The sequence below is a fragment of the Pseudomonas turukhanskensis genome, from assembly GCF_027922365.1.
Lineage (GTDB): Bacteria > Pseudomonadota > Gammaproteobacteria > Pseudomonadales > Pseudomonadaceae > Aquipseudomonas > Aquipseudomonas turukhanskensis.
The window spans coordinates 485,198-506,449 of record NZ_BSFN01000003.1 but is presented as its reverse complement, the minus strand read 5'-3'; the positions used below and the strand labels follow the sequence as shown (position 1 = coordinate 506,449).

Sequence of the window (21,252 nt, the reverse complement as noted above, 5' to 3'; positions counted from 1 at the left end):
CCTCTGGGCGCTGCGCGCCCGGCGGATAGCCCAGGTGGTGGCCAAGCTCAGCACTCAGGGCTCGCTCGATCAAGGCCTTCTTGAACGCCGCAGAGGCCTCCTCAATGGCTTCAGCGGTCATCGGTCCATCGCTGAATTGCGCGAGCAGCTCTTTCGGGATTTTCGGCAGCTCTCGCAACGCGGGTTTCTTCTTGGTCGGCATACATGCACCTCTTACTCATGTTATGCCCGAACACAAAATTTCTGACACCCCCCTTCAGCCTCGATCAATCTCAAACTTGGCGTAGGGCGACTATCACCTCGGTGGTACCCGCCGCCTCGATCTCAGATTTACCCAAGACTCAGCAACACCCGCCCAACCATCTTGCCGGCCAGAATGCGCGTCAAAGCTTCCGGCAGCTGCTGCAAGCTCACCTCCTCCACCAGCGGCTCCAAATCAAGCTTCCATTGCAGCGACAGACGATCCCACATCGATGCCTTCACCACCATCGGCAGCTCAACCGAGTCCACGCCAAGCAAATTCACGCCGCGCAGAATGAAGGGCATCACGCTGCCTTTGAAGCCAACGCCAGCTGTCAAACCACAGCAGGCCACGCTGCCGCCGTATTGCAGGGCTTTAACCACGTTGAAAAGAATGTCGCCACCGACCGTATCCACTGCACCGGCCCATTGCTCCTTGAGCATGGCTTTCTCGGTGCCGGCTTGCAGGTCTTCACGGGTGACGATCTGGCTCGCGCCCAACCCTTTGAGAAACTCGGCCTGCTCCGCCTTGCCGGTGGACGCCGCCACCGTGTAGCCCAGCCGCTTGAGCAGCACCACGGCAATACTGCCAACGCCACCGGTGGCACCGGTTACCAGCACCGGGCCGCTGTCCGGGCGCAGGCCAGCCTGTTCGAGTTTGTCCACGCACAACGCAGCGGTAAGGCCCGCCGTGCCCAACACCATCGACTCCCGCAGCGACAGCCCTTGCGGCCGCTTGATCGCCCAGGCTGCCGGAATGCGGATGTACTGGCCGAAGCCGCCTGCGGTATTCATGCCCAAGTCGTAACCGGTAACGATCACCTCATCACCGGCGGCAAATTCGCCAACGCTGGATTGCTCCACCACGCCGGCGGCATCGATACCAGGCGTGTGAGGGTAGTTCTTGGTGACGCCACGGTTGCCGCTGGCCGACAACGCGTCTTTGTAGTTAAGCGAGGAGTACTGCACACGGATCAGCAACTCGCCAGACGGAAGGTCCGCGGTGTCACGCTCGATCACCTGCGGCTCGAACACGCCAGCCACTTCACTGACCTGTAGTGCGTTGAACTTACTCATATCGCTCTCCTTGGACCGTTATCGGCTTACCAGAAACGTTGTTGCTGCAAACGGCTCAGCCAGGTTAGCAGCAGGCGGTCGACAGACAGGCTGGCTGCCAGGCCCACCCGCTCCGGCAAACTTTTCTTGTGCGCATAGTGCAGTTGAAACACGTCTGCGGTTTTCGCCTTGGTGGCGATGTATTCGTCGCTGGTCATCAGCTCATCCACCAGCTTTTTGCCCAGCGCCTGCTGGCCCAGCCAGACCTCACCGGTGGCAATCTCTTCCATCTGCAGCTGCGGGCGGTAGCTGGCGACAAAGTCCTTGAAAAGCTCGTGGGTGATTTCCAGGTCTTGCTGAAACTTCTCCCGGCCCTTCTCGGTGTTTTCGCCAAACACCGTCAGCGTGCGCTTGTATTCGCCGGCAGTAAGCACTTCAAAATCGACGTCGTGCTTTTTCAGCAAGCGGTGCACGTTGGGCAACTGCGCCACTACACCGATGGAACCCAAAATGGCGAACGGCGCCGAGACAATCTTCTGCCCGATACACGCCATCATGTAGCCGCCGCTGGCCGCCACCTTGTCCACGCACACTGTCAGCGGCACGCCGGCCTGGCGAATGCGCGCCAGTTGCGAGGACGCCAAGCCATAACTGTGGACCATGCCGCCGCCACTCTCCAGGCGCAGCACCACTTCGTCCTTGGGCGTGGCCAGGCTCAACAGCGCTGTCACTTCATGGCGCAGCGCTTCGGTGGCCGAGGCTTTGATATCGCCGTCGAAGTCCAGCACATACACGCGCGGTTTTTCCGACGGTTTCTTTTTCTCTAGTTTGTCCGCTTTGGCCTGCGCCTTGTGCAGCACCTTGAGCTGGTCCTTGTTCAGAATCGCGCCTTGCAGGCGCTCGTGCAGGGCCTTGTAGAAGTCGTTAAGTTTATGGACCTCCAATTGCCCACTACGTTTACGTCCTTTGCCGCGCAGTACGGCAATGGTCAGCAACACCACCACAATGGCCACCAGCACGGTGAATGTCTTGGCCAGAAAGCCAGCGTAATCGGCAAGAAACTCCACGCGTATTCTCCTGTAAACGGCAGCTCGAAATAGCAGATAGGCGCCCGCCTTCAAGCGGCGGGCAAGGGGTCCAAGCATACCGACGCCGCCGGTGCCCGGCCAGCGGCGCAGAGAGGCTTATCTATACCAACCTGTGTCGCCCCGCTGCCTTATAGAGCGCCGTGATAGCGATTCAAACAAGCGTATGTTTTTTCGTTGACAGACCCCACCTATCCTCATACCCTCGCGAAACTTTCACCGTGCGGGAAACGCTCACGTGGGCAGCATTTACATGATTCGCCATGGCCAGGCTTCATTCGGCGCCGACGATTACGACGTGCTGTCCGAAGTGGGTGTGCAGCAAGCCGAAATCCTCGGCAAGCACCTGGCGCAGCTGGATGTGCGCTTCGACCGCGCGGTTGCCGGCAGCCTGCTGCGTCAGCAAAACACCGGCACCGGCGCCCTCGCCCAACTCCAGGCCGCTGGCATTGCCACGCCGGAACTGGAAACCGATGAAGCCTTCAACGAATTCGACGCCGACGCCGTCATTCGCGCGCTGCTGCCCGACATCCTGCCGCACGAACCCCACGCGCTGGATACCCTGCGCAACGCCAAAAACAACCGCGCCGAATTCCAACGCCTGTTCGCGATGCTGATCGGCCGCTGGATTTCCGGCGACCACCCCAAAGCCGGCCTGCAAAGCTGGAAAGAGTTCGTGGAGCAAGTGGAAGGCGGCCTGGCGCGCATTCTTGAACGCGCCTCGGCCAAAGATAACGTCGCCGTTTTCACATCCGGCGGCACCATTACCGCCATGCTGCATCTTATTACTGCAATACCAGCAGCTCAGGCTTTCGAACTGAACTGGCAAATCGTCAACACCTCGCTCAACCGCTTCAAGTTCCGCGGTCGCGAGGTGGCCCTGGCTTCCTTCAACAGTCACGCGCATTTGGAACTGTTGAAGGCGCCGGAACTCATCACTTTCCGCTGAGTTCCGGACTACTGTGGCCCGCAAGGCCGCGCGTAACCTGAAAAAACTATAAAGGATCGAATCATGACCACAGTTGCTGACATCGCTCAAACCATGAAATCCAAGTTCAACCCTGCCGCCGCTGCCGGCCTGGACCTGGTATTCGGCTTCAAAATCGAAGACGGCGAAGACTTCTACCTCACCGTTAAAGACGGCACCGTAGACCTGGCCACCGGCGTATCGCCAGACGCCAACGTCACCCTGATCATGAACACCGAAACCCTGTCCGGCATCACCACCGGTGAAACCGACGGCATGCAAGCCTTCATGGGCGGCAAACTGCGCGCCGAAGGCGACATGATGCTGGCCATGAAACTGGGCGAACTGTTCCCGGTTTAAGGGAAATAGCGTCTACGCTTGATAAAAAACCGGAGTCTTTGGACTCCGGTTTTTTTCGTCTGCGGCCCGTCTGCCGCGTAGGTTGTAGCCGGCAATCAGGCCGGATGATTATCCAAAAACACGCTCACCAATAAGGGCCCGCGCGGCTTGTAGGGCACCTGCCACGGCATTAGATTAGCCAATAATCTAAGGCCCTCATTATAAGTAGAAGGGATAAGTATGGCGCTTACTGACCAGTCCACCCGCATCCGTAATGGCGAAGAACTCGACGCCGCCGTTATCGACCCCTACCTCAAAGCCCATATTCCCGGCCTGACTGGCGAGCCGAAGATCAGCCAGTTCCCCGGCGGCGCCTCCAACCTCACCTACCTGCTGGAATACCCCGAGCAAGAGTTCGTGCTGCGCCGCCCTCCGTTTGGCCACAAAGCCAAATCGGCCCACGACATGGGCCGCGAATTCCGCATTCTCAACCAGCTCAACGCCGGCTTCCCCTACTGCCCGAAAGCCTACGTGCACTGCACCGATGAGAGCGTGATTGGCGCCGAGTTCTACGTGATGGAACGCGTCAACGGCATTATCCTGCGCACCGATATGCCGGCCGAAATGAACTTCAGCCCCGAGCAAACCCGCGAGCTGTGCAAAAACTTCGTCGACAAATTCGTCGAGCTGCACAACGTCGACTACAACGCCTGCGGCCTGGGCGACCTGGGCAAGCCCGAAGGTTATGTAGAGCGGCAAATCGGCGGCTGGACCGACCGCTACGAAAAAGCCATGACCCCCGACGCCCCGAGCTGGGAAGAGGCCAAAGCCTGGCTGCGCGACAAGATGCCCGCCGACCACCACAAACCGGCCATCGTGCACAACGACTACCGCCTGGACAACGTGATTCTGGACAGCAAAAACCCGACGCAAATCATCGGCGTGCTGGACTGGGAACTGACCACCATCGGCGACCCGTTGATGGATTTGGGCAACACCCTGGCCTACTGGATTGACGCCGCCGACTCGGCCCCGATGCAAATGATGCGTCGCCAGCCCAGCAACGCGCCGGGCATGTTCACCCGCCAGGAATTCGCCGACTACTACGGCGAGCGCTCCGGCATCGAAGTGAAAAACCTCGACTTCTACTACACCTACGGCCTGTTCCGCTTAGCCGGCATCGTGCAGCAGATCTACTACCGCTACTTCCACGGCCAAACCCAGGACAAACGCTTCGCCTCGTTCATTCAACTGAACAAGCTGCTGGAGCAGGCAAGCCTGCAAGTCATCAACAAATCCACGCTGTAACGCGCCTTGTAATCCGCCGCCCTGCCCGTTTAGTGGCGGCGGATTCAGCCCTTCATCTCCACCTACAAACAGAATCAGGGGAACCCCATGTCCAAGACCAATCTGTTCGACCTCGACGGCAAAGTGGCCTTCGTTTCCGGCGCCAGCCGCGGCATCGGTGAATCCATCGCCAAACTGCTGGCCCAGCAAGGCGCACACGTGATCGTCTCCAGCCGCAAAATCGAAGGCTGCCAGGCCGTGGCCGACGCCATCATCGCCGACGGCGGCAAAGCCACCGCCATCGCCTGCCACATCGGCGAGATGGAACAGATTCAGAGCGTATTCGCGCAAATCCGCGAACAGTTCGGCCAACTGGACATTCTGGTCAACAACGCCGCCACCAACCCACAGTTCTGCAACGTACTGGACACCGACCTGTCGGCCTTTCAGAAAACCGTAGACGTGAACATTCGTGGCTACTTCTTCATGTCCATCGAAGCCGGCAAGCTGATGCGTGAAAAGGGCAAAGGCAGCATCATCAACGTCGCCTCCATCAACGGTATTTCGCCCGGCATCTTCCAAGGCATCTACTCGGTGACCAAGGCTGCCGTTATCAACATGACCAAAGTATTCGCCAAGGAATGCGCCCAGTTCGGCATCCGCTGCAACGCCCTACTGCCGGGCCTGACCGACACCAAGTTTGCCTCGGCACTGGTGAAAAACGACGCCATCCTGAACCAGGCCCTGGCGCAGATTCCGTTGAAACGTGTGGCGGACCCGAGCGAAATGGCCGGTACCGTGCTGTACCTGGCTAGCGATGCGTCCAGCTACACCACTGGTGTGGCGCTGAATGTCGACGGCGGCTTCCTCTCCTGAGGTGCCCCCTTGCGCGACAAACGAAGAGACCTGCGGGTCTCTTTTTTATTGGTCGCGATTACCACCATACGTTGGGCTTCGCTGCGCTCAACCCAACCTACGCCATGCGCTGATTTTCGCAGTCGCAGGAGCGAGCTTGCTCGCGAACCCTGCAACCCTCAATCGCCCTCCCCGCCACAATCAGGCCCCTCTCCCGCTAGGTCGGCCGGACAGGCGAGGGGGCTGGGGTGAGGGCAACGATTTCAGTCCCCCTCAAAACTCTGGACCCCAGCCTCCGCTGGGGCGACGCTGGTAGTTGAAATTACTCCGTCACCCCGCTCAGGCGGCGGTCCGACGATTCGGGATCCAGAATCTCCTGGCCAACGCCCTCTCAACCAAACCACTACCCCCACAACGCAAAAAAGGGGACTTTCAAAGTCCCCTTCTCACTCCACAACCAACCAACGCTTACACGCTAACTCCATTCTGCAAACGCAGATCCTGCCGCCCTACTTCTTCTTCCCTTTCTTTTTCCCTATCCCCTTCAACCGCTCCCGCGCCGCCTCCAACACCTCGCGCTTCTCCCCCTTCCCCATCTTCTTCCACCCTTTAATCTCCTCCTTACTGCGCCCACAGCCCACGCAAATCCGATCGTCGAATTTACAGATGCTGATGCAAGGATCTTTGGTGTCGCCCATGGGGTACCTCAGTCGCGGGAGTATTCCTGTTCTTCTCGGATGGCGCGCGCCAGCGCCTCTTCTTCACTTTCTTCTTCCGGCTCTGGTGTAAACGCCGGCGCCGGTGGCGGCACGGGTTGCGTGGCGACCTTGTTGCGCAGCACTTCCAACGCCTCTTCGGCGGACATGGGTTGCTCGATTTCGTCGTCTTCGTCTGCCCATGCGGCGTCAGCGCGGGCTTGCAGATCGGCGGGCACGGGTTTGTCGTCGCTGTATTCCTTGACGGGGGCCTCGACGGGGGCCGGCTCGTAGTCTTCGGGCAGGTCGTTAAAGTCGGTTTTCAGGCCTTGTTCCATCTGGTCGAGCTCGGCCAGCAGGCTGCCGAAGCTTTTCTCTTCGCGTGGCTCGGGCGCTGCGCCCTCTTCGCCTTCGGTGGCGGTGTCGGCGCGGGCTTGCAGGCCTTCGGGTACCGGTAGGTCGTCCTGGTCGAAGCCGAGCATGGGCTCGGGTTCCAGTTCGCGCAGGGCGGCCAGAGGCGGCAGCTCGTCGAGGTTTTTCAGGTTGAAGTGGTCGAGAAATTGTTTGGTGGTGGCAAACATGGCGGGTTTGCCGGGTACGTCGCGGTAGCCGACGACGCGTATCCACTCACGCTCGAGCAGGGTTTTGACGATCTGGCTGTTTACGGCCACGCCGCGTACATCTTCGATTTCACCACGGGTGATGGGCTGGCGGTAGGCGACCAGGGCCAGGGTTTCGAGCATGGCGCGCGAATAACGCTGCGGGCGCTCTTCCCACAGGCGGCCGACCCACGGGGCGTAGATTTCACGCACCTGCAGGCGGTAGCCGCTGGCGACTTCCTTGAGTTCAAAGGCGCGGCCGGCGCAGGATTTTTCCAGGGCAGCCAGGGCTTTTTTGAACACGGCCGGCTCGGGGCGTTCGGCTTCTTCGAAGAGTTCGTACAGGCGTTCGAGCGACTGGGGCTTGCCGCTGGCTAGCAGGAAGGCTTCGAGCAGCGAGGCCAGTTCTTTGGGGTCGTTGAGGTTCATGCTTTAGCCGCTCTCATTCGGCGCTTTTTTTATTCGGCGCGGGCGCGTACGTGTATCGGCCCGAAGGCTTCGTTTTGCACCAGCTCTACCAATTGTTCCTTGATCAGTTCCAGCACGGCCATAAAGGTGACCACCACCCCCAACTTGCCTTCCTCGGCGAGAAACAGGCTGACGAAGGGCACGAAGCCGGCGCCTTTCAGGCGTTCCAGCACGTCGCTCATACGTTCGCGGGTGGAGAGTTGTTCGCGGGTGACCTGGTGGCTTTCAAACATGTCGCCGCGGCGCAGCACTTCGGCCATGGACAGCAGCAGCTCTTCCAGGCTGACGTCGGGCAGCAGTTTGCGCGCGCGCGCTTCAGGGGCGTCGAGGCGCGGCACGGTAAGGTCGCGGCCGACGCGGCTGATTCCATCAATGCCTTCGGCGGCGGCTTTGTAGCGTTCGTATTCTTGCAGGCGGCGGATCAGCTCGGCGCGCGGGTCGTCTTCTTCTTCCTCGGCTTCGGCGGAGCGCGGCAGCAGCATGCGCGATTTGATTTCGGCGAGCATGGCGGCCATTACCAGGTATTCGGCGGCCAGCTCCAGGCGCACGGCCTGCATCAGTTCGACATAGCCCATGTATTGCTTGGTGATTTCAGCCACCGGGATGTCGAGCACGTCGATGTTTTGTTTGCGGATGAGGTACAGCAGCAGGTCAAGCGGGCCTTCGAAGGCTTCGAGGAACACTTCCAGCGCATCGGGCGGGATATACAGGTCCACCGGCATTTCGGTGATGGCTTTGCCGTACACCAGGGCGAACGGCAGCTCTTGCTGAGCGCCGGCCTGGCTGTCGACTTCGCTTGCGGTGGTGTCCTGCATAAGGTCCTTTATCTGTAGTTCAAACCGAGGGCAGCACGCACGTCGATCAGGGTTTCGCGGGCCTCGTCGCGCGCCCGTTCAGCGCCCTCGGCGAGGATGTTGCGCACCACTTCCGGGCTGTCCTGGTAGTCCAGGGCGCGCAGTTGCAGCGGTTTCAGTTCGGCCTGCACGGCCTCGATCAGCGGGCCTTTGCAGTCGATGCAGCCAATACCGGCGCTGCGGCAGCCCTGTTGCACCCAGTGCAGCGTGGGCTCATCGGAGTACACCTCATGCAACTGCCAGACCGGGCAGCGGCTGGGCTCGCCCGGGTCGTCGCGGTGCACCCGCGCGGGGTCGGTGGGCATACGCCGCAGTTTGTCTTCTACCTCGGCCGGGGTGTCGCGCAGGAAAATGGCGTTGCTATTGCCGCCCTTGAAATGGGAGGTGGCCATCTTGCCGCCGTCCAGCCCGGCCATTTTCGGTGCCTCGCTCAGCAGCGCGTGGGGCTCGGGCAGCAACACTTTACCGCCGCCTTCGAGATAGCCAAATAGGCGTTCTTTATCGCCCAGGGTGATGCTTTGCACTTCTTTGAGCAGCGCGCGGGCGGTGTCCAGGGCTTCGGTGTCGCCCTGTTCCTGGAAGGCTTTGCGCAGGCTGTTGTAGAGCTTCGCAGTTTTTTTGCCCAGCCGCAGAATCGCCGCCTCGGCCTTGGCTTCAAAGCCGGGCTCGCGGCCGTACAGGTGGTTGAAGCGCCGGGCCACTTCGCGGGCGAATTCGATATGCGGCAGTTGGTCGGAGCCCACCGGCACCAGGCCGGCGCGGTACAGCAGAATGTCGGCCGCTTGCAGCAGCGGGTAGCCGAGAAAGCCGTACGTGCCGAGGTCTTTGTGGTGCAGTTGGTCTTGCTGCTCTTTGTACGAGGGCACGCGTTCGAGCCAGCTCAGCGGGCAGATCATGGACAGCAGCAGGTGCAGCTCGGCGTGTTCGGGCACCTGGGATTGGATAAACATATTGGCCGAGCTGGGGCTAACGCCGGCGGCCAGCCAGTCCACCGCCATGTCGGAAACGTGCTGGGCGATGTTGCCGACGTCGTCATAGTCGGTGGTGAGCGCGTGCCAATCGACGATGCAGAAAAAGCATTCGTACTCGTGCTGCAGCTTTACCCAGTTTTTCAGCACGCCGTGGTAGTGGCCCAGGTGCAGCCGGCCGCTGGGGCGCATGCCAGACAATACACGGCGTTGCGGATCAACTGTGCTCAAGCGACGCTTCCTGTCGCCATTTAGGCGTCTGCCTCGAAGGGCGTGGGGTCGCCACAGCCGACGCGTACCAGCACCACTTCATCGTCCACCAGGCTCACCACGGTGGAGGCTTCCAGGCCGCCGAAGCCGCCGTCGATAATCAGGTCTACCTGGTGTTCGAGGATCTGGCGCATTTCATAGGGGTCGCTCATCGGCTCTTTTTCGCCGGGCAGAATCAGGCTGGTGCTCATCAGCGGCTCGCCCAACTCTTCCAGCAGCGCCTGAGCGATAGGGTGGCTGGGCACGCGCAGACCGATGGTGCGGCGCTTGGGGTGCAGCAGCATGCGCGGCACTTCGCGGGTGGCGTTGAGAATAAAGGTGTAGGGCCCCGGCGTATGGCCTTTGAGCAGGCGGAATGCGCCGGTGTCCACCTTGGCGAACAGGCCGAGCTGCGACAGGTCGCGGCACACCAGGGTGAAGTTGTGCTTGTCATCGAGCTGGCGCAGGCGGCGGATGCGTTCGACGGCGGTTTTGTCGCCGATGTGGCAGCCCACAGCGTAGGAGGAGTCGGTGGGGTACACCACCACGCCGCCGGCCTTGATGATCTCTACGGCCTGTTTAATCAACCGCGATTGCGGGTTTTCCGGGTGCACCTGGAAAAATTGACTCACGGGAGTTCCCTTCTCGAAGGTATGCGGCTCAGCCGGCAGCAGCGTGTGGGACATGATCGAAGCGCAGCCACAGTGGCGCCAGGTCTTCCGGTAGCGGGCGGTACATGCCCAGCTCCGACCAGTCTCCTGGGGCGTGGAAGTCACTGCCGACGCTGGCCAGCAGACCGAATTCTCGGGCAAGTATCGCCAGGCCGCCAATCTGCTCGGCCGGCTGCATGCCATTAACCACTTCCAGCGCCTGGCCGCCGGCGGCGACGAAGTCGATGATGAGCTTGCGCCGTTTACTGCGGGTGAAGTCGTATTGCCAAGGGTGCGCCATGCTTACCCAGGCGCCGGCTTCACGCAGGGTGCCGACGGCATCTGCCAGGGTCGGCCAGTGTTGTTTCACGTCGCCGAGCTTGCCCGAGCCCAGCCATTTGCGGAACGCTTCGGCGCGGTCTTTTACGTAGCCTTCGCGCACCAGAAAGTCGGCGAAGTGCGGGCGGGCCGGGGCGTTGCCGCTGTCGCCGAGTTCCTTTTGAATAGCGCGGGCGCCGTCGAGGGCGCCGGGCATGCCCTTGAGGGCCAGGCGCCGGTCGATTTCTTCGGCACGCAGCCAGCGGCCGCTGTGCAGGTCGGCAATGGCTTGCACCAGCGCCGGGGCGTTGGCGGCGAAGCCATAACCGAGGACATGAATGGTGGCGCCACCCCAGGTGCAGGACAGCTCTACGCCATTGACCAGTTGCATATCCAGCTCATCGGCGGCGGCGCGGGCTTCATCGAGGCCTTCGAGGGTGTCGTGATCGGTGAGGGCCAAAACCCGCACGCCGCGCTCATGGGCGCGGGCGACCACCACGGCGGGCGCGAGGGCGCCGTCGGAAGCGGTGCTATGGCAGTGCAGGTCTACAGTCATAACTAATATGTTCTCGGGTTTTGCACGTTGTTATCAGTAGATAACAGCACGGACAAAGAGTTGGTACGAAAAAAACCACACGGCGGCACAAAGTCTGCGCCGCTGCGCCTAGCTCTACGGTTCGGGTTTGTTATTATGCCGGCACATCCAGCTTCTGGCTTGCCACTGTGAAACAATTCCTCGACTTCATCCCGCTTATCCTGTTTTTCGTTGTTTTCAAGATAGAACCCCGCGCTGTCGACCTCTTTGGTCATACCTACATGCTAGGCGGTATTTTCAGCGCCACCGCCATGCTGATCGCCAGCTCCATCGTGGTGTACGGCATTTTCTTTATCGTGCAGAAGCGTCTGGAAAAGAGCCAATGGCTTACCCTGATTGCCTGCCTGGTGTTCGGCAGCCTCACGCTGGCCTTTCACAGCGAAACCTTCCTGAAGTGGAAAGCGCCAGTGGTGAGTTGGCTGTTTGCCCTCGCCTTTCTGGGTAGCCACTTCATCGGCGACAAGCCGCTTATCCAACGCATGATGGGCCACGCGGTCAGCTTGCCGGAGCCTATCTGGGTGAAGTTGAACATTGCCTGGATTGTGTTCTTTATCGTCAGCGGCGCGGCCAACCTGTTTGTGGCCTTTACCTTCCAGAGCATCTGGGTGGATTTCAAGGTCTTTGGCAGCCTGGGCATGACCCTGCTGTTCTTGATCGGTCAGGGCATTTTCCTGGCCAAGCATATTCATGACGTTGAGGCCGACCCTGCGGCCCCCGCTAAAAATAAGGACTGACATGCTCTACGCGATCATCGCCACCGACGTGGCTAATTCCCTCGAAGCCCGCCTTTCCGTGCGCCCTTCCCACCTCGCCCGCCTGGAACAGCTGAAAAGCGAAGGCCGCCTGGTGCTCGCCGGCCCGCACCCGGCCGTAGACAGCAATGACCCGGGCGCCGCCGGCTTTAGCGGCAGCCTGATTGTGGCCGAGTTCGAGTCGCTGAATGCCGCGCAAAGCTGGGCCGACGCCGACCCGTACCGCGCAGCCGGCGTTTACGGCAATGTAGTGGTCAAGCCGTTCAAGCTGGTTCTGCCGTAACGTTTCGCCCTGGGGTACAACACACAGCCGTTGCAGTCAGCCCATTAATAAGGAACGTCGATGCGCCAAGGCCCTTTGTCCCTGTTGTTTGCTGCATCGTTGTTGATGACTGCTACTGCCCACGCTGAGGAGATTCCAGCCGTCGCCGACGTGAGTTCGGCGGTGAGCGCCGAGCAGGCGCAGTTGGACAGCCTGGAACAACGCCTGGCCGAGAGCGAGCGCCAACGCACCGAGCTCGCCACCGAGCTGCAAAGCAGTACCGAGGTGCGCGAAAACGCCGTGATCGGTCGCCTGCGTCAAGAGAACCAACGGCTCAAATTGCAACTCAAAGAAGCCCAAGCCAGCCAGCAACCACCGCTGCTTAGCGAGGAACAGAGCTGGTTTGCCATTGGCGCGGCGGTCACGTTGGTGGCCCTGCTCTGCGGCGCGCTGCTACGCGGCAGCCGCAAACCCCGCCGCGACTGGATCAACTAAACGCCCATTACTGATACCGGCCTATGTCCACTCTCTTATTGATCGACGATGACGTAGAACTCTGCGAACTGCTTAGCAGTTGGTTGAGCCAGGAAGGGTTTCATGTGCGCGCCTGCCACGACGGCCGTAGCGCCCGCGCGGCACTGGCAAGCGAATCGCCAGCGGCGGTGGTGCTGGATGTGATGCTGCCCGACGGCAGCGGCCTGGAGCTGCTCAAGCAGCTGCGCAGCGACCACCCGGATTTGCCCGTGCTGATGCTCTCGGCCCGTGGCGAGCCGCTGGACCGGATTCTTGGCCTGGAACTGGGGGCCGACGATTACCTGGCCAAACCCTGCGACCCGCGTGAGCTCACTGCCCGCCTGCGCGCGGTATTGCGCCGTAGCGTGCCGGTGGCGACGTCCAGCCAGCTGGAGCTGGGCGACCTGGTGTTCAGCCCGGTTCGCGGCTCGGTGACCATCGCCGGGCTGGATGTGGTGCTCACTGTTTCTGAAAGCCGTTTGCTGGAGGCGCTGCTGCGCCAGCCCGGCGAGCCGGTGGATAAACAGGAACTGGCGCAGTTGGCGCTGGGCCGCAAGCTCACCCTGTACGACCGCAGCCTGGATATGCACGTGAGCAACCTGCGCAAGAAGATCGGCCCTCACACCGATGGCCGCCCGCGCATTCTGGCGTTGCGCAGCCGTGGGTATTACTACAGCGCCTGATAGACCGCCCGGTGCGCGGAGCACACCCTACAACAGCTAGGCGCCGTGCCGCTCTCGTAGGGTGTGCTCCGCGCACCAAGCGATTTCCCCGCTATCGCAACGTAAAGACCGCCGCGCGCTATGTAGCAGCGTCTTTACCTAAGCTTTACCGCCACCTGACCGCGCTTGACCTTGCGTTCCCTAGACTGGGCACATCCGGCAAATACGCCGGTTTGCAGACAAGGAGTTATCCCATGCGTAAAACCCTTATCGCCGCTCTGTTTGCCGCAGCCCTGCCTACCATCGCCATGGCCATGCCATCGGCAGGCGAAGACGGCCCACGCCCTCCTTTCGCCCATGACGGCGGCCCGCGTGGCGAGCATCACCGCGGCCCGGACATATTCCGCGACCTGGACCTGAACAAAGAACAACGCCAGGCCATCGGCAAAATCATGGGCGAGCAGAAGCACAGCCGTGACGAGCTGACTCGCCGCTACCTCGACAAACTGTCGGACGCCGACAAGAAGGCCATGCAGGACGAGATAAAAGCCAAGCGTGACGCCACCGATGGCAAGATCCGCGCCCTGTTGAGTCCTGAGCAGCAAAAGGCCTTCGACGAGAAGAAAAAACAGATGGAAGCTCGCCGCGCCGAGTGGCAAGAGTTCAAGGCGTGGAAGGCCAAGCAGGCGAAAGCGCAGTAAGCCATCCTCACACCCGTCATTCCCGCGTAGGCGGGAATCCAGAATCGCGCCTCGTGCACCTTACGCGCACGGTCCAAAATTCTGGGTCCCCGCCTACGCGGGGACGACGGGGGCTGAGCAAGCGAAGGTGCAGTTACGGACTACGCAATGATGGAGAGCTTGCTAAAAACCTCCGTCATTCCAGCGCAGGCTGGAAGCCCAGAATTTCGAGTGGTGCACGATAGCGCGTACGGCTCAAGACTCTGGGTCCCAGCCTTCGCTGGGACGACGGGGCTGAGCAAGCGAAGGTGCAGTAACTAACTACGCAATGACGGAGAGCTTGCTAAAAACCTCCGTCATTCCAGCGCAGGCTGGAATCCAGAATTCTGAGTAGTACACGAAAGCGTGTACTACTCCAGACTCTGGGTCCCAGCCTTCGCTGGGACGACGGGGCTGAGCAAGCGAAGGCGCAGTAACTGCCTTCGCAATGACGGAGAGCTTGCTAAAAACCTCCGTCATTCCAGCGCAGGCTGGAATCCAGAATTCTGAGTGGTGCACGATGGCGCGTACGGCTCCAGGCTCTGGGTCCCAGCCTTCGCGGGGACGACCGGGGGCTGAGCAAGCGAAGGCGCAGTAACTGCCTTCGCAATGACGGAGAGCTTGCTAAAAACCTCCGACATTCCAGCGCAGGCTGGAATCCAGAATTTCGAGTGGTGCACGATAGCGCGGACGGCTCCAGACTCAGGGTCACAGCCTTCGCTGGGACGACGAGGCCCATAGCGCTTCGCTAGTTCCGCAACGCAAGTTTCACCCTACCCGACCTAACCCCCGGGTGGGTTTTGTTCGTTTATAAGGAGTCGTTGTGCGCTCACTGTTTTGGCGGATTTTTGCCAGCTTCTGGTTGGCCATCGTGCTGGTGGCAGGCTTGTCGATTCTGCTCGGCCGTTTGCTGAACCAGGATGCCTGGATTCTCAGCCAGCATCCGGCCCTGCAAGGTGTGCCGGAAGCCTGGGCGCGCATCTACGAGAGCAAAGGCGCCGAGGCCGCGCAGGATTACCTGCAGCAGCGCAAACGCGATTTCCATATCGACACCCAGGTGCTGGATGACAGCGGAAACGCGCTTATCCAAGGCACCTTCCCGCCGCGCGCCGCCGCCTTTGAAAAGCGCCAACACGACGACCCGCGCCGCCTGCCCTGGCGACGCCTGACCACCGACTACACCAGCCCCGGTGGCGACACCTACCTGTTTATCTACCGCATTCCGCACCCTGAGCTGGATGACTGGCACCGGGGCAGCCTGCTGATGCCGGCCAGCGCCCTGGGCATCGCCTTTCTGGTGCTGACGGCGCTGAGCCTGCTGCTGACCCTGTCCATCACCCGCCCGCTCGGGCAGTTGCGCGGCGCCGTGCACGACCTGGGCCAGGCGGCGTACCAGCAACACACCCTGGCGCGCCTTTCCACTCGCCGCGATGAGTTCGGGGTGCTGGCCGGCGACTTCAACCGCATGGGCGAGCGCCTGCAAGACCTGATCAGCAGCCAGCGCCAACTGCTGCGCGATGTGTCCCACGAGTTGCGCTCACCCTTGGCGCGCCTGCGTATCGCCCTTGCCCTGGCTGAACGCGCCGAGCCCGAGGACCGGGTAAAGCTCTGGCCAAGGTTGGAGCGTGAATGCGACCGACTGGAGGCGTTGATCAGCGAGATTCTGGCCCTGGCGCGGATGGACGCCAACCTCGGCGCCGCCCAGCCGATGGATATCGCCGCACTGTTTGAAAATCGTCAGCAGGATGTGCAGCTCAATGAGCCAGAGCAGTTGGTGACCGTACAGGTCGAGCCGGGCCTCAGCCTGTCGGGTTGGCCGGATATGCTTGAGCGGGCGCTGGATAACCTGCTGCGCAACGCATTGCGGTTTAACCCGACCGGGCAGCCGATCGAGCTACGTGCCGAGCGCGTGGAGGGGCAGGTGCGGTTGAGCGTGCGCGACCATGGGCCTGGCGTGTTGCCGGAGCATCTGGTGCGCTTGGGCGAGCCGTTTTTCCGCGCGCCGGAGCAAAGTGCGCCGGGCCATGGTTTGGGTTTGGCCATCGCCCGCCGGGCGGCGGAACGGCATGGCGGCACGTTGGAGTTGGCCAATCATGCAGACGGTGGATTTGTGGCAACTCTGGTGCTGCCAGAGGCATAAAAAAGCCGTCTTTCGACGGCAGTTGTAGCGTGTCTCGATCCAGCATTCCGGACACCAGCCTTAGCTGGGGTGAGCGCAGTTTGATAGGCATCACCGTCGCCCCAGCAAAGGCTGGGGCCCAGAATCTTCAGTCTTACGCGTCAAGCAACGCCAACGCCTCACGACTTACCTGCGTCACCTTGGCCCAATCCCCCGCCTTGGTCCATGCGTTATCGAGCATCCAGCTACCGCCCACGCACATCACGTTCGGCACGGCCATATAGGCCAGCAGGTTATCCGGCTTCACCCCGCCAGTGGGGCAGAAACGCACCTGGTTGAACGGCCCACCCAAGGCTTTGAGCGCCGGAATACCGCCACAGGCTTCGGCGGGAAACAGCTTGAAGCGCCGATAGCCCATGCCATACCCCAGCATCAGATCCGACGCGCCGCCGGCACCGGGCAGAAACGGAATGCGGCTGTCCACGGCAAAGCGCAGCAGTTCGGCGGTGCAGCCGGGGCTTACGATAAATTGCGCGCCCGCCTCTTCCGCCGCCTGGTACATCTGCGGGTCGAGAATAGTGCCGGCGCCGATGCACAGGTCCGGGCGCTCTTTACGCAGCACACGAATGGCGGTCAGGCCGTGGGCCGAACGCAGGGTGATTTCCAGGGTGCGCAAACCGCCAGCGGCCAGGGCGTCGGCCATCGGCAGAATCTGCTCTTCGCTGTCGATGGTCACCACCGGCAGGATGCGCGCGGCGCGGCAGATGGCGTCGATCTGCGCGGTTTTTTCTTCCATGCTCGGAATCACGCTGTTGAGAAGTGTCATGTCAGGGGCACCAGTAAATAGTCAGCGGCGAGCGCAGGAAGGCACGAATCGGCATGGCCATGGCGTCATCGCCAGCCAGCGCGGTACGCAAGGTCGCCAACTTGGCGGGGCCTTGCAGGGCCAGAAAGATGGACCGCGCCGACTGCAAGAGCGGCAGGGTCATGGTGATGCGTTGATGGGGCACGGTGGGCGCCAGCATCGGCAGGCAGCTTTGGCTGCAATCGTCGCTCAGTGCCAGGGCAAGTTTGGGGCTATTGGGGAACAGCGAAGCCGTATGGCCGTCGTCGCCCATGCCCAGCACCAGCACGTCCAGCGGCTGCGGCAATTCGCTCAGAGCCAGATTGGCGCCGGCCACCGAAGCGTCCAGCGACGCTGGGCTGCGGTACAAGCCGATGAAATGCGCACGCGCCGCTTCGCCACGCAGCAGATGGCGTTTAACCAATGCTTCGTTGCTGTCGGGGTGCTCGGTCGGCACCCAACGCTCGTCGGCCAGGCTCACCACCACCCTCGCCCACTCCACGTTATGGGTGGACAAGGCTTCGAGAAACGCCACCGGGCTACGGCCGCCGGAAAGCACCAGGCTGACAAAGTCGCGCTCACGCAGCGCCGTGGTCAGGGCGTCGGCCACGGCCACCGCCAAGTCATTTGCTTGCTGTTTTGCCGAGGCTTGGCTCAGGGCCTGCACACCAGCGGGAAATTGCAGTTCAGAGATCGCCATACCAGGACCTCCCATCACGGGTAATCAACGCCATCGCCGCCATGGGTCCCCAGGAACCGGCCGCGTATGGCTTGGGTGGGTCGCCGAGCTGTTTCCAGCCGGCAATCAATTGGTCGCACCACAGCCAGGCGTGCTCGACCTCGTCTTTGCGCACGAACAGGTACTGGTTGCCCTGGGTGACTTCCAGCAACAGCCGTTCATAGGCGTCGGGAATGCGTGCGGCTTTGTAGGTTTCGGAGAAGTTGAGCTGCAACGGACCGCTGCGCAGCTGCATGCCCTTATCCAGCCCCTGGTCTTTGGTCATCACCTGCAGGGAAATGCCTTCGTCCGGCTGCAGGCGGATGATCAGGCGGTTGCTCACCAGCGGCCGCTGTTCGGGGGCAAAGATGTAGTGCGACGACTCTTTGAAGTGAATAACGATCTGCGACAGTTTCTGCGGCATACGCTTGCCGGTACGCAGGTAGAACGGCACGCCCGACCAGCGCCAGTTGCGGATTTCCGCACGCACGGCCACGTAGGTTTCGGTGTCGCTCTGCTGGTTGGCGTTGTCTTCTTCCAGATAACCGGGCACCGGTTTGCCGGCGCTGCTGCCGGCCACGTACTGGCCGCGCACTACCTCGCGGCTCATGTGTTCCGGGGTGATCGGCGCCAGGGCTTTGAGTACTTTCACTTTCTCGTCGCGGATGCTGTCGGCCGACAGGTCGCTGGGCGGGTCCATGGCGATCAGGCACAGCAGCTGCAACAGGTGGTTCTGGATCATGTCGCGCAGTTGCCCGGCCTGGTCGAAGTAGCCCCAGCGGCCTTCAATGCCGACCACTTCGGCCACGGTAATTTCGACGTGGGAGATGTGGTGCTGGTTCCACTGGGTTTCGAACAGGCTGTTGGCAAAGCGCAGGGCAATGAGGTTTTGCACCGTCTCTTTGCCCAGGTAATGGTCGATACGGTAGATCTGGCTTTCGGGGAAGTGCGCGGCCACGGCGTCGTTGATTTTGCGCGACGACTCCAGGTCGTGGCCGATGGGCTTTTCCAGCACCACGCGGGTTTTTTCCGCCAGGCCACACGCCGCCAGGTTGGCGCAAATGGGGCCGTAAACGAATGCCGGGGTGGCGAAATAGGCGATCAGGGTGTCCGCATCGCCCACTTCGGCCACCAACGCGGCGTAGTCCTCTGGCTTTGCGAATTCCATGCTGATGTAGGAAAGACGCTGACGGAAACGCTCAAGCACTTCGCCGTCCAGGTCCATCACCGGGATATAGCGGTGCATCCAGTCGTCGATAAAAGCCAGGTGGGTGCTGGGCTCGCCCTGGTCGCGGGCCAGGCACACGATGCGCGTGTCGGCGTGCAACAAACCGGCGCGGTCGAGCTGATACAGGGCAGGAAACAGCTTGCGCAGCGCCAGATCGCCCAGGGCGCCGAACAGGATAAGGGTGCAGGGTTTAGCAGTGATTACGGGCATGATATTTGTTCTTTTATCAAGTATTGGAAGAAATACCGCGTTAACCGGACTAAATCAAGCTTAAATGTTGTAAACAAAACAACATTTCGCAGTAATCACTGTCGACAGTGGCCGTTTGCAGGGCCCCACAGTTAGGATAGGCCGCCCTGCCCGCGCCTCAAGCGCAACGGCTGCATTGGCCCGCAATAACCGAGGAACCCAGATGGAACGCGTGCGTAACCTGTTGGAGCAGATCCAGAGCCGACTCGCCGAGCTGAATAAAGCCGAACGCAAGGTGGCCGAAGCCATTCTGCGCAGTCCGCAACAGGCCACCCGTTTCAGCATCGCCACCCTGGCCCAGGAAGCACAGGTGAGTGAGCCCACGGTGAACCGCTTCTGCCGCTCGTTCGGCGTCAGCGGGTACCCGGAGTTGAAAATGCAGTTGGCGCAAAGCCTGGCCAGCGGCGCCGCCTACGTAAGCCGCGCGGTGGAAGCTGACGATGTGCCCGAGGCCTACACCCAGAAAATCTTTGGCAGCGCCATCGCATCGCTCGACAGCGCCTGCCGCCAGCTCGACCCGCAGAAAATAAGCCGCGCGGTCGACCTGCTGATCCAAGCCCGGCAAATCAATTTCTTTGGCCTGGGCGCATCAGCCTCGGTGGCCCTGGACGCGCAACATAAATTCTTTCGCTTCAACCTCGCGGTGACCGCTCATGCCGATGTGCTGATGCAACGCATGCTCGCCTCGGTGGCGCATACCGGCGATTTGTTCGTGATCATTTCTTACACCGGCCGCACCCGCGAGCTGGTGGAAGTGGCGCGGGTGGCGCGGGAGAACGGGGCATCGGTATTGAGCCTCACTGCCGCCAATTCGCCGCTGGCCAAGACCAGCACCTTGAGCCTGGATATCCCGTTGCCCGAGGACACCGACATTTATATGCCGATGACCTCACGCATCATCCAGCTGACCGTCCTCGATGTACTGGCGACCGGGGTAACCTTGCGCCGCGGGGTGGATTTCCAGCCGCACCTGCGCAAGATCAAAGAGAGTTTGAATGCCAGCCGGTATCCGAATGAGGATGATCCGGGCTGAGAAGCCAGCAACGCCAATTCGTAGGTTGGGTTGAGTGCAGCATCAGCTCCGCAGTTTCGCCGGGACCAATGGTCACACTGTCTTCCCGACAACTCGCCGCCTGCACCGACACAAACCCCAGCGCCTCATGCCAGCCCACATCGGCCAGCGGCCTGGAGCCTGGATGCCACACCACGGTGTTGGCGCCGCCTGAGGTGTCAATCTGCAAGCGCCGACGCCAGAGCTGGTCTTCCAGCTCCACCCGCCCCGCTTGCCGGTATACCCGGTGACAGCCGTTATCAAAGCGCAACTCGGCGCCGGCCGTAAAATCATCGCGAGCCACCAGGTCATACCCGCTCGCCTGCTCCAACCCACGCACCGCCACCTGGGCCATATCGCCGACCCGCCAGTAGCCATGCAGCGCATGGCTAAGCTGGCACGGTTCGCTGTCCTGATGCTGTGTGACCAAACGCAAACTCAGCTCCGCGCCCAACTCGGCAAACAGGTCGACCTGCCATTCGCATAAATCCAGCCGCCAGTGCAGGCGCACGCCAGTGGCATCTGCCTCATGGCTCACCAACTCCCAATCGCTCAGTCGTGCCCAGCCGTGGGACGGCCAACCGCTTTCGGTGGGGTGGCGACTGAACCACGGCCAGCACACCGGTACGCCGCCGCGAATGGCGCCATGCCGGGGCCAGCGCGCCGCGCACCAGAGCCAGGGCCGCTGGCCTTTGGGTTGAAAGTGCAGCAACTGCCCGCCCTGCCGGCTGAATACAGCCTCGCAAGTGGGGTGGCTGACTAGAAAGAGGTCGCGCTCCTGATGGCGCGTCCAACTGAAAAGGGGCTTGCCAGCGCCAGCCAACAGCGCGCTCAGAGGGTTTTCCTCCACACGCATCTGCTCGCTGGCAGCTACAAGTTCCGGGCGCGGCACGATGGGCCTTGCTGTTTT

24 protein-coding genes and 1 pseudogene are annotated in these 21,252 nt (G+C 61.5%); 11 read left to right on the top strand and 14 right to left on the bottom strand.

The features are described from left to right. The 3 genes and pseudogenes from PKE98_RS08660 to sohB all read right to left on the bottom strand — a co-directional run. Window positions 1-202 (bottom strand): annotated as a pseudogene (locus tag PKE98_RS08660) (IS256 family transposase); the annotation flags it as partial. A 128-nt stretch (window positions 203-330) separates the two neighbouring features. After that, window positions 331-1,317 carry a YhdH/YhfP family quinone oxidoreductase gene (locus PKE98_RS08655; RefSeq protein ID WP_271194853.1) on the bottom strand — a complete coding sequence of 329 codons (987 nt, stop codon included), beginning with the start codon at window positions 1,315-1,317 and terminating at the stop codon, window positions 331-333. Between the two features lie 26 nt (window positions 1,318-1,343). Beyond that, complete coding sequence (gene sohB / locus PKE98_RS08650) at window positions 1,344-2,363, bottom strand: protease SohB (RefSeq protein ID WP_271194852.1); 1,020 nt, start codon at window positions 2,361-2,363, stop codon at window positions 1,344-1,346. A gap of 256 nt (window positions 2,364-2,619) precedes the next feature. Here sohB and PKE98_RS08645 point away from each other — a divergent pair, with 256 nt between their 5' ends. The 4 genes from PKE98_RS08645 to PKE98_RS08630 all read left to right on the top strand — a co-directional run bounded on the left by PKE98_RS08645 (window position 2,620) and on the right by PKE98_RS08630 (window position 5,850). Continuing rightward, entirely contained in the window at window positions 2,620-3,330 is a 711-nt protein-coding gene (locus PKE98_RS08645; RefSeq protein WP_271194851.1) for a histidine phosphatase family protein, read from the top strand. Window positions 3,331-3,393: 63 nt separating this feature from the next. After that, the gene (locus PKE98_RS08640) at window positions 3,394-3,708 is read left to right on the top strand and encodes an SCP2 sterol-binding domain-containing protein (RefSeq protein WP_271194850.1); all 315 of its coding nucleotides are present in this window, start codon (window positions 3,394-3,396) and stop codon (window positions 3,706-3,708) included. 219 nt (window positions 3,709-3,927) lie between these two features. After that, a complete protein-coding gene (locus PKE98_RS08635; RefSeq protein ID WP_271194849.1) occupies window positions 3,928-4,995 on the top strand; it encodes a phosphotransferase family protein in 1,068 nt (355 codons plus the stop codon). 87 nt (window positions 4,996-5,082) lie between these two features. Beyond that, window positions 5,083-5,850, top strand: coding sequence for an SDR family oxidoreductase (locus PKE98_RS08630; protein WP_271194848.1), 768 nt, complete (start codon window positions 5,083-5,085; stop codon window positions 5,848-5,850). 488 nt (window positions 5,851-6,338) lie between these two features. On the opposite strand, the gene PKE98_RS08625 is transcribed toward PKE98_RS08630, so the two are convergent. From PKE98_RS08625 to PKE98_RS08595, 7 genes are read right to left on the bottom strand one after another with little or no spacing between them, the layout of a single operon-like run. Beyond that, on the bottom strand, window positions 6,339-6,527 hold the full coding sequence (locus PKE98_RS08625) for a DUF1289 domain-containing protein (protein ID WP_271194847.1): 189 nt from the start codon (window positions 6,525-6,527) through the stop codon (window positions 6,339-6,341). An 8-nt stretch (window positions 6,528-6,535) separates the two neighbouring features. After that, window positions 6,536-7,552 carry an SMC-Scp complex subunit ScpB gene (gene scpB / locus PKE98_RS08620; RefSeq protein WP_271194846.1) on the bottom strand — a complete coding sequence of 339 codons (1,017 nt, stop codon included), beginning with the start codon at window positions 7,550-7,552 and terminating at the stop codon, window positions 6,536-6,538. Window positions 7,553-7,581: 29 nt separating this feature from the next. Beyond that, the gene (locus PKE98_RS08615) at window positions 7,582-8,406 is read right to left on the bottom strand and encodes a segregation and condensation protein A (protein ID WP_507763565.1); all 825 of its coding nucleotides are present in this window, start codon (window positions 8,404-8,406) and stop codon (window positions 7,582-7,584) included. Window positions 8,407-8,414: 8 nt separating this feature from the next. Then, window positions 8,415-9,644, bottom strand: coding sequence for a tryptophan--tRNA ligase (locus PKE98_RS08610; RefSeq protein WP_271194845.1), 1,230 nt, complete (start codon window positions 9,642-9,644; stop codon window positions 8,415-8,417). A gap of 20 nt (window positions 9,645-9,664) precedes the next feature. Continuing rightward, window positions 9,665-10,294 carry an L-threonylcarbamoyladenylate synthase gene (locus tag PKE98_RS08605; protein WP_271194844.1) on the bottom strand — a complete coding sequence of 210 codons (630 nt, stop codon included), beginning with the start codon at window positions 10,292-10,294 and terminating at the stop codon, window positions 9,665-9,667. 28 nt (window positions 10,295-10,322) lie between these two features. Further along, a complete protein-coding gene (locus PKE98_RS08600; protein ID WP_271194843.1) occupies window positions 10,323-11,186 on the bottom strand; it encodes a PHP domain-containing protein in 864 nt (287 codons plus the stop codon). A 2-nt stretch (window positions 11,187-11,188) separates the two neighbouring features. Beyond that, on the bottom strand, window positions 11,189-11,440 hold the full coding sequence (locus PKE98_RS08595; protein ID WP_271194878.1) for a hypothetical protein: 252 nt from the start codon (window positions 11,438-11,440) through the stop codon (window positions 11,189-11,191). Between PKE98_RS08595 and PKE98_RS08590 the strand changes: the two genes are divergently transcribed. The 6 genes from PKE98_RS08590 (at window position 11,354) to PKE98_RS08565 (ending at window position 16,273) form a co-directional block, all read left to right on the top strand. Continuing rightward, a complete protein-coding gene (locus PKE98_RS08590) occupies window positions 11,354-11,959 on the top strand; it encodes a septation protein A (RefSeq protein ID WP_271194842.1) in 606 nt (201 codons plus the stop codon). The genes PKE98_RS08595 and PKE98_RS08590 overlap by 87 nt on opposite strands. Before the next feature lies 1 nt (window position 11,960). Further along, the gene (locus tag PKE98_RS08585; RefSeq protein WP_271194841.1) at window positions 11,961-12,260 is read left to right on the top strand and encodes a YciI family protein; all 300 of its coding nucleotides are present in this window, start codon (window positions 11,961-11,963) and stop codon (window positions 12,258-12,260) included. Window positions 12,261-12,320: 60 nt separating this feature from the next. Continuing rightward, window positions 12,321-12,734 carry an SH3 domain-containing protein gene (locus PKE98_RS08580; protein ID WP_271194840.1) on the top strand — a complete coding sequence of 138 codons (414 nt, stop codon included), beginning with the start codon at window positions 12,321-12,323 and terminating at the stop codon, window positions 12,732-12,734. A gap of 23 nt (window positions 12,735-12,757) precedes the next feature. Then, window positions 12,758-13,435, top strand: a complete 678-nt coding sequence (locus tag PKE98_RS08575; protein WP_271194839.1) for a response regulator transcription factor — start codon at window positions 12,758-12,760, stop codon at window positions 13,433-13,435. Window positions 13,436-13,668: 233 nt separating this feature from the next. Then, window positions 13,669-14,115, top strand: a complete 447-nt coding sequence (locus PKE98_RS08570; protein WP_271194838.1) for a Spy/CpxP family protein refolding chaperone — start codon at window positions 13,669-13,671, stop codon at window positions 14,113-14,115. An 841-nt stretch (window positions 14,116-14,956) separates the two neighbouring features. Next, window positions 14,957-16,273: a sensor histidine kinase gene (locus PKE98_RS08565; protein WP_271194837.1), complete on the top strand. Its 1,317-nt coding sequence runs from the start codon at window positions 14,957-14,959 to the stop codon at window positions 16,271-16,273. A gap of 133 nt (window positions 16,274-16,406) precedes the next feature. Here PKE98_RS08565 and PKE98_RS08560 read toward each other — a convergent pair whose 3' ends face one another. From PKE98_RS08560 to zwf, 3 genes are read right to left on the bottom strand one after another with little or no spacing between them, the layout of a single operon-like run. After that, complete coding sequence (locus tag PKE98_RS08560) at window positions 16,407-17,078, bottom strand: bifunctional 4-hydroxy-2-oxoglutarate aldolase/2-dehydro-3-deoxy-phosphogluconate aldolase (protein ID WP_271194836.1); 672 nt, start codon at window positions 17,076-17,078, stop codon at window positions 16,407-16,409. A 1-nt stretch (window position 17,079) separates the two neighbouring features. Continuing rightward, complete coding sequence (pgl, locus tag PKE98_RS08555; protein ID WP_271194835.1) at window positions 17,080-17,796, bottom strand: 6-phosphogluconolactonase; 717 nt, start codon at window positions 17,794-17,796, stop codon at window positions 17,080-17,082. Beyond that, window positions 17,783-19,252 carry a glucose-6-phosphate dehydrogenase gene (zwf, locus tag PKE98_RS08550; RefSeq protein ID WP_271194834.1) on the bottom strand — a complete coding sequence of 490 codons (1,470 nt, stop codon included), beginning with the start codon at window positions 19,250-19,252 and terminating at the stop codon, window positions 17,783-17,785. The genes pgl and zwf overlap by 14 nt, the downstream gene beginning before the upstream one ends. Window positions 19,253-19,463: 211 nt before the next feature. Here zwf and PKE98_RS08545 point away from each other — a divergent pair, with 211 nt between their 5' ends. Next, window positions 19,464-20,324 carry a MurR/RpiR family transcriptional regulator gene (locus tag PKE98_RS08545; protein ID WP_271194876.1) on the top strand — a complete coding sequence of 287 codons (861 nt, stop codon included), beginning with the start codon at window positions 19,464-19,466 and terminating at the stop codon, window positions 20,322-20,324. Here PKE98_RS08545 and PKE98_RS08540 read toward each other — a convergent pair. Next, entirely contained in the window at window positions 20,272-21,192 is a 921-nt protein-coding gene (locus PKE98_RS08540; RefSeq protein WP_373877829.1) for a D-hexose-6-phosphate mutarotase, read from the bottom strand. The genes PKE98_RS08545 and PKE98_RS08540 overlap by 53 nt on opposite strands. Window positions 21,193-21,252: the final 60 nt, after the last annotated feature.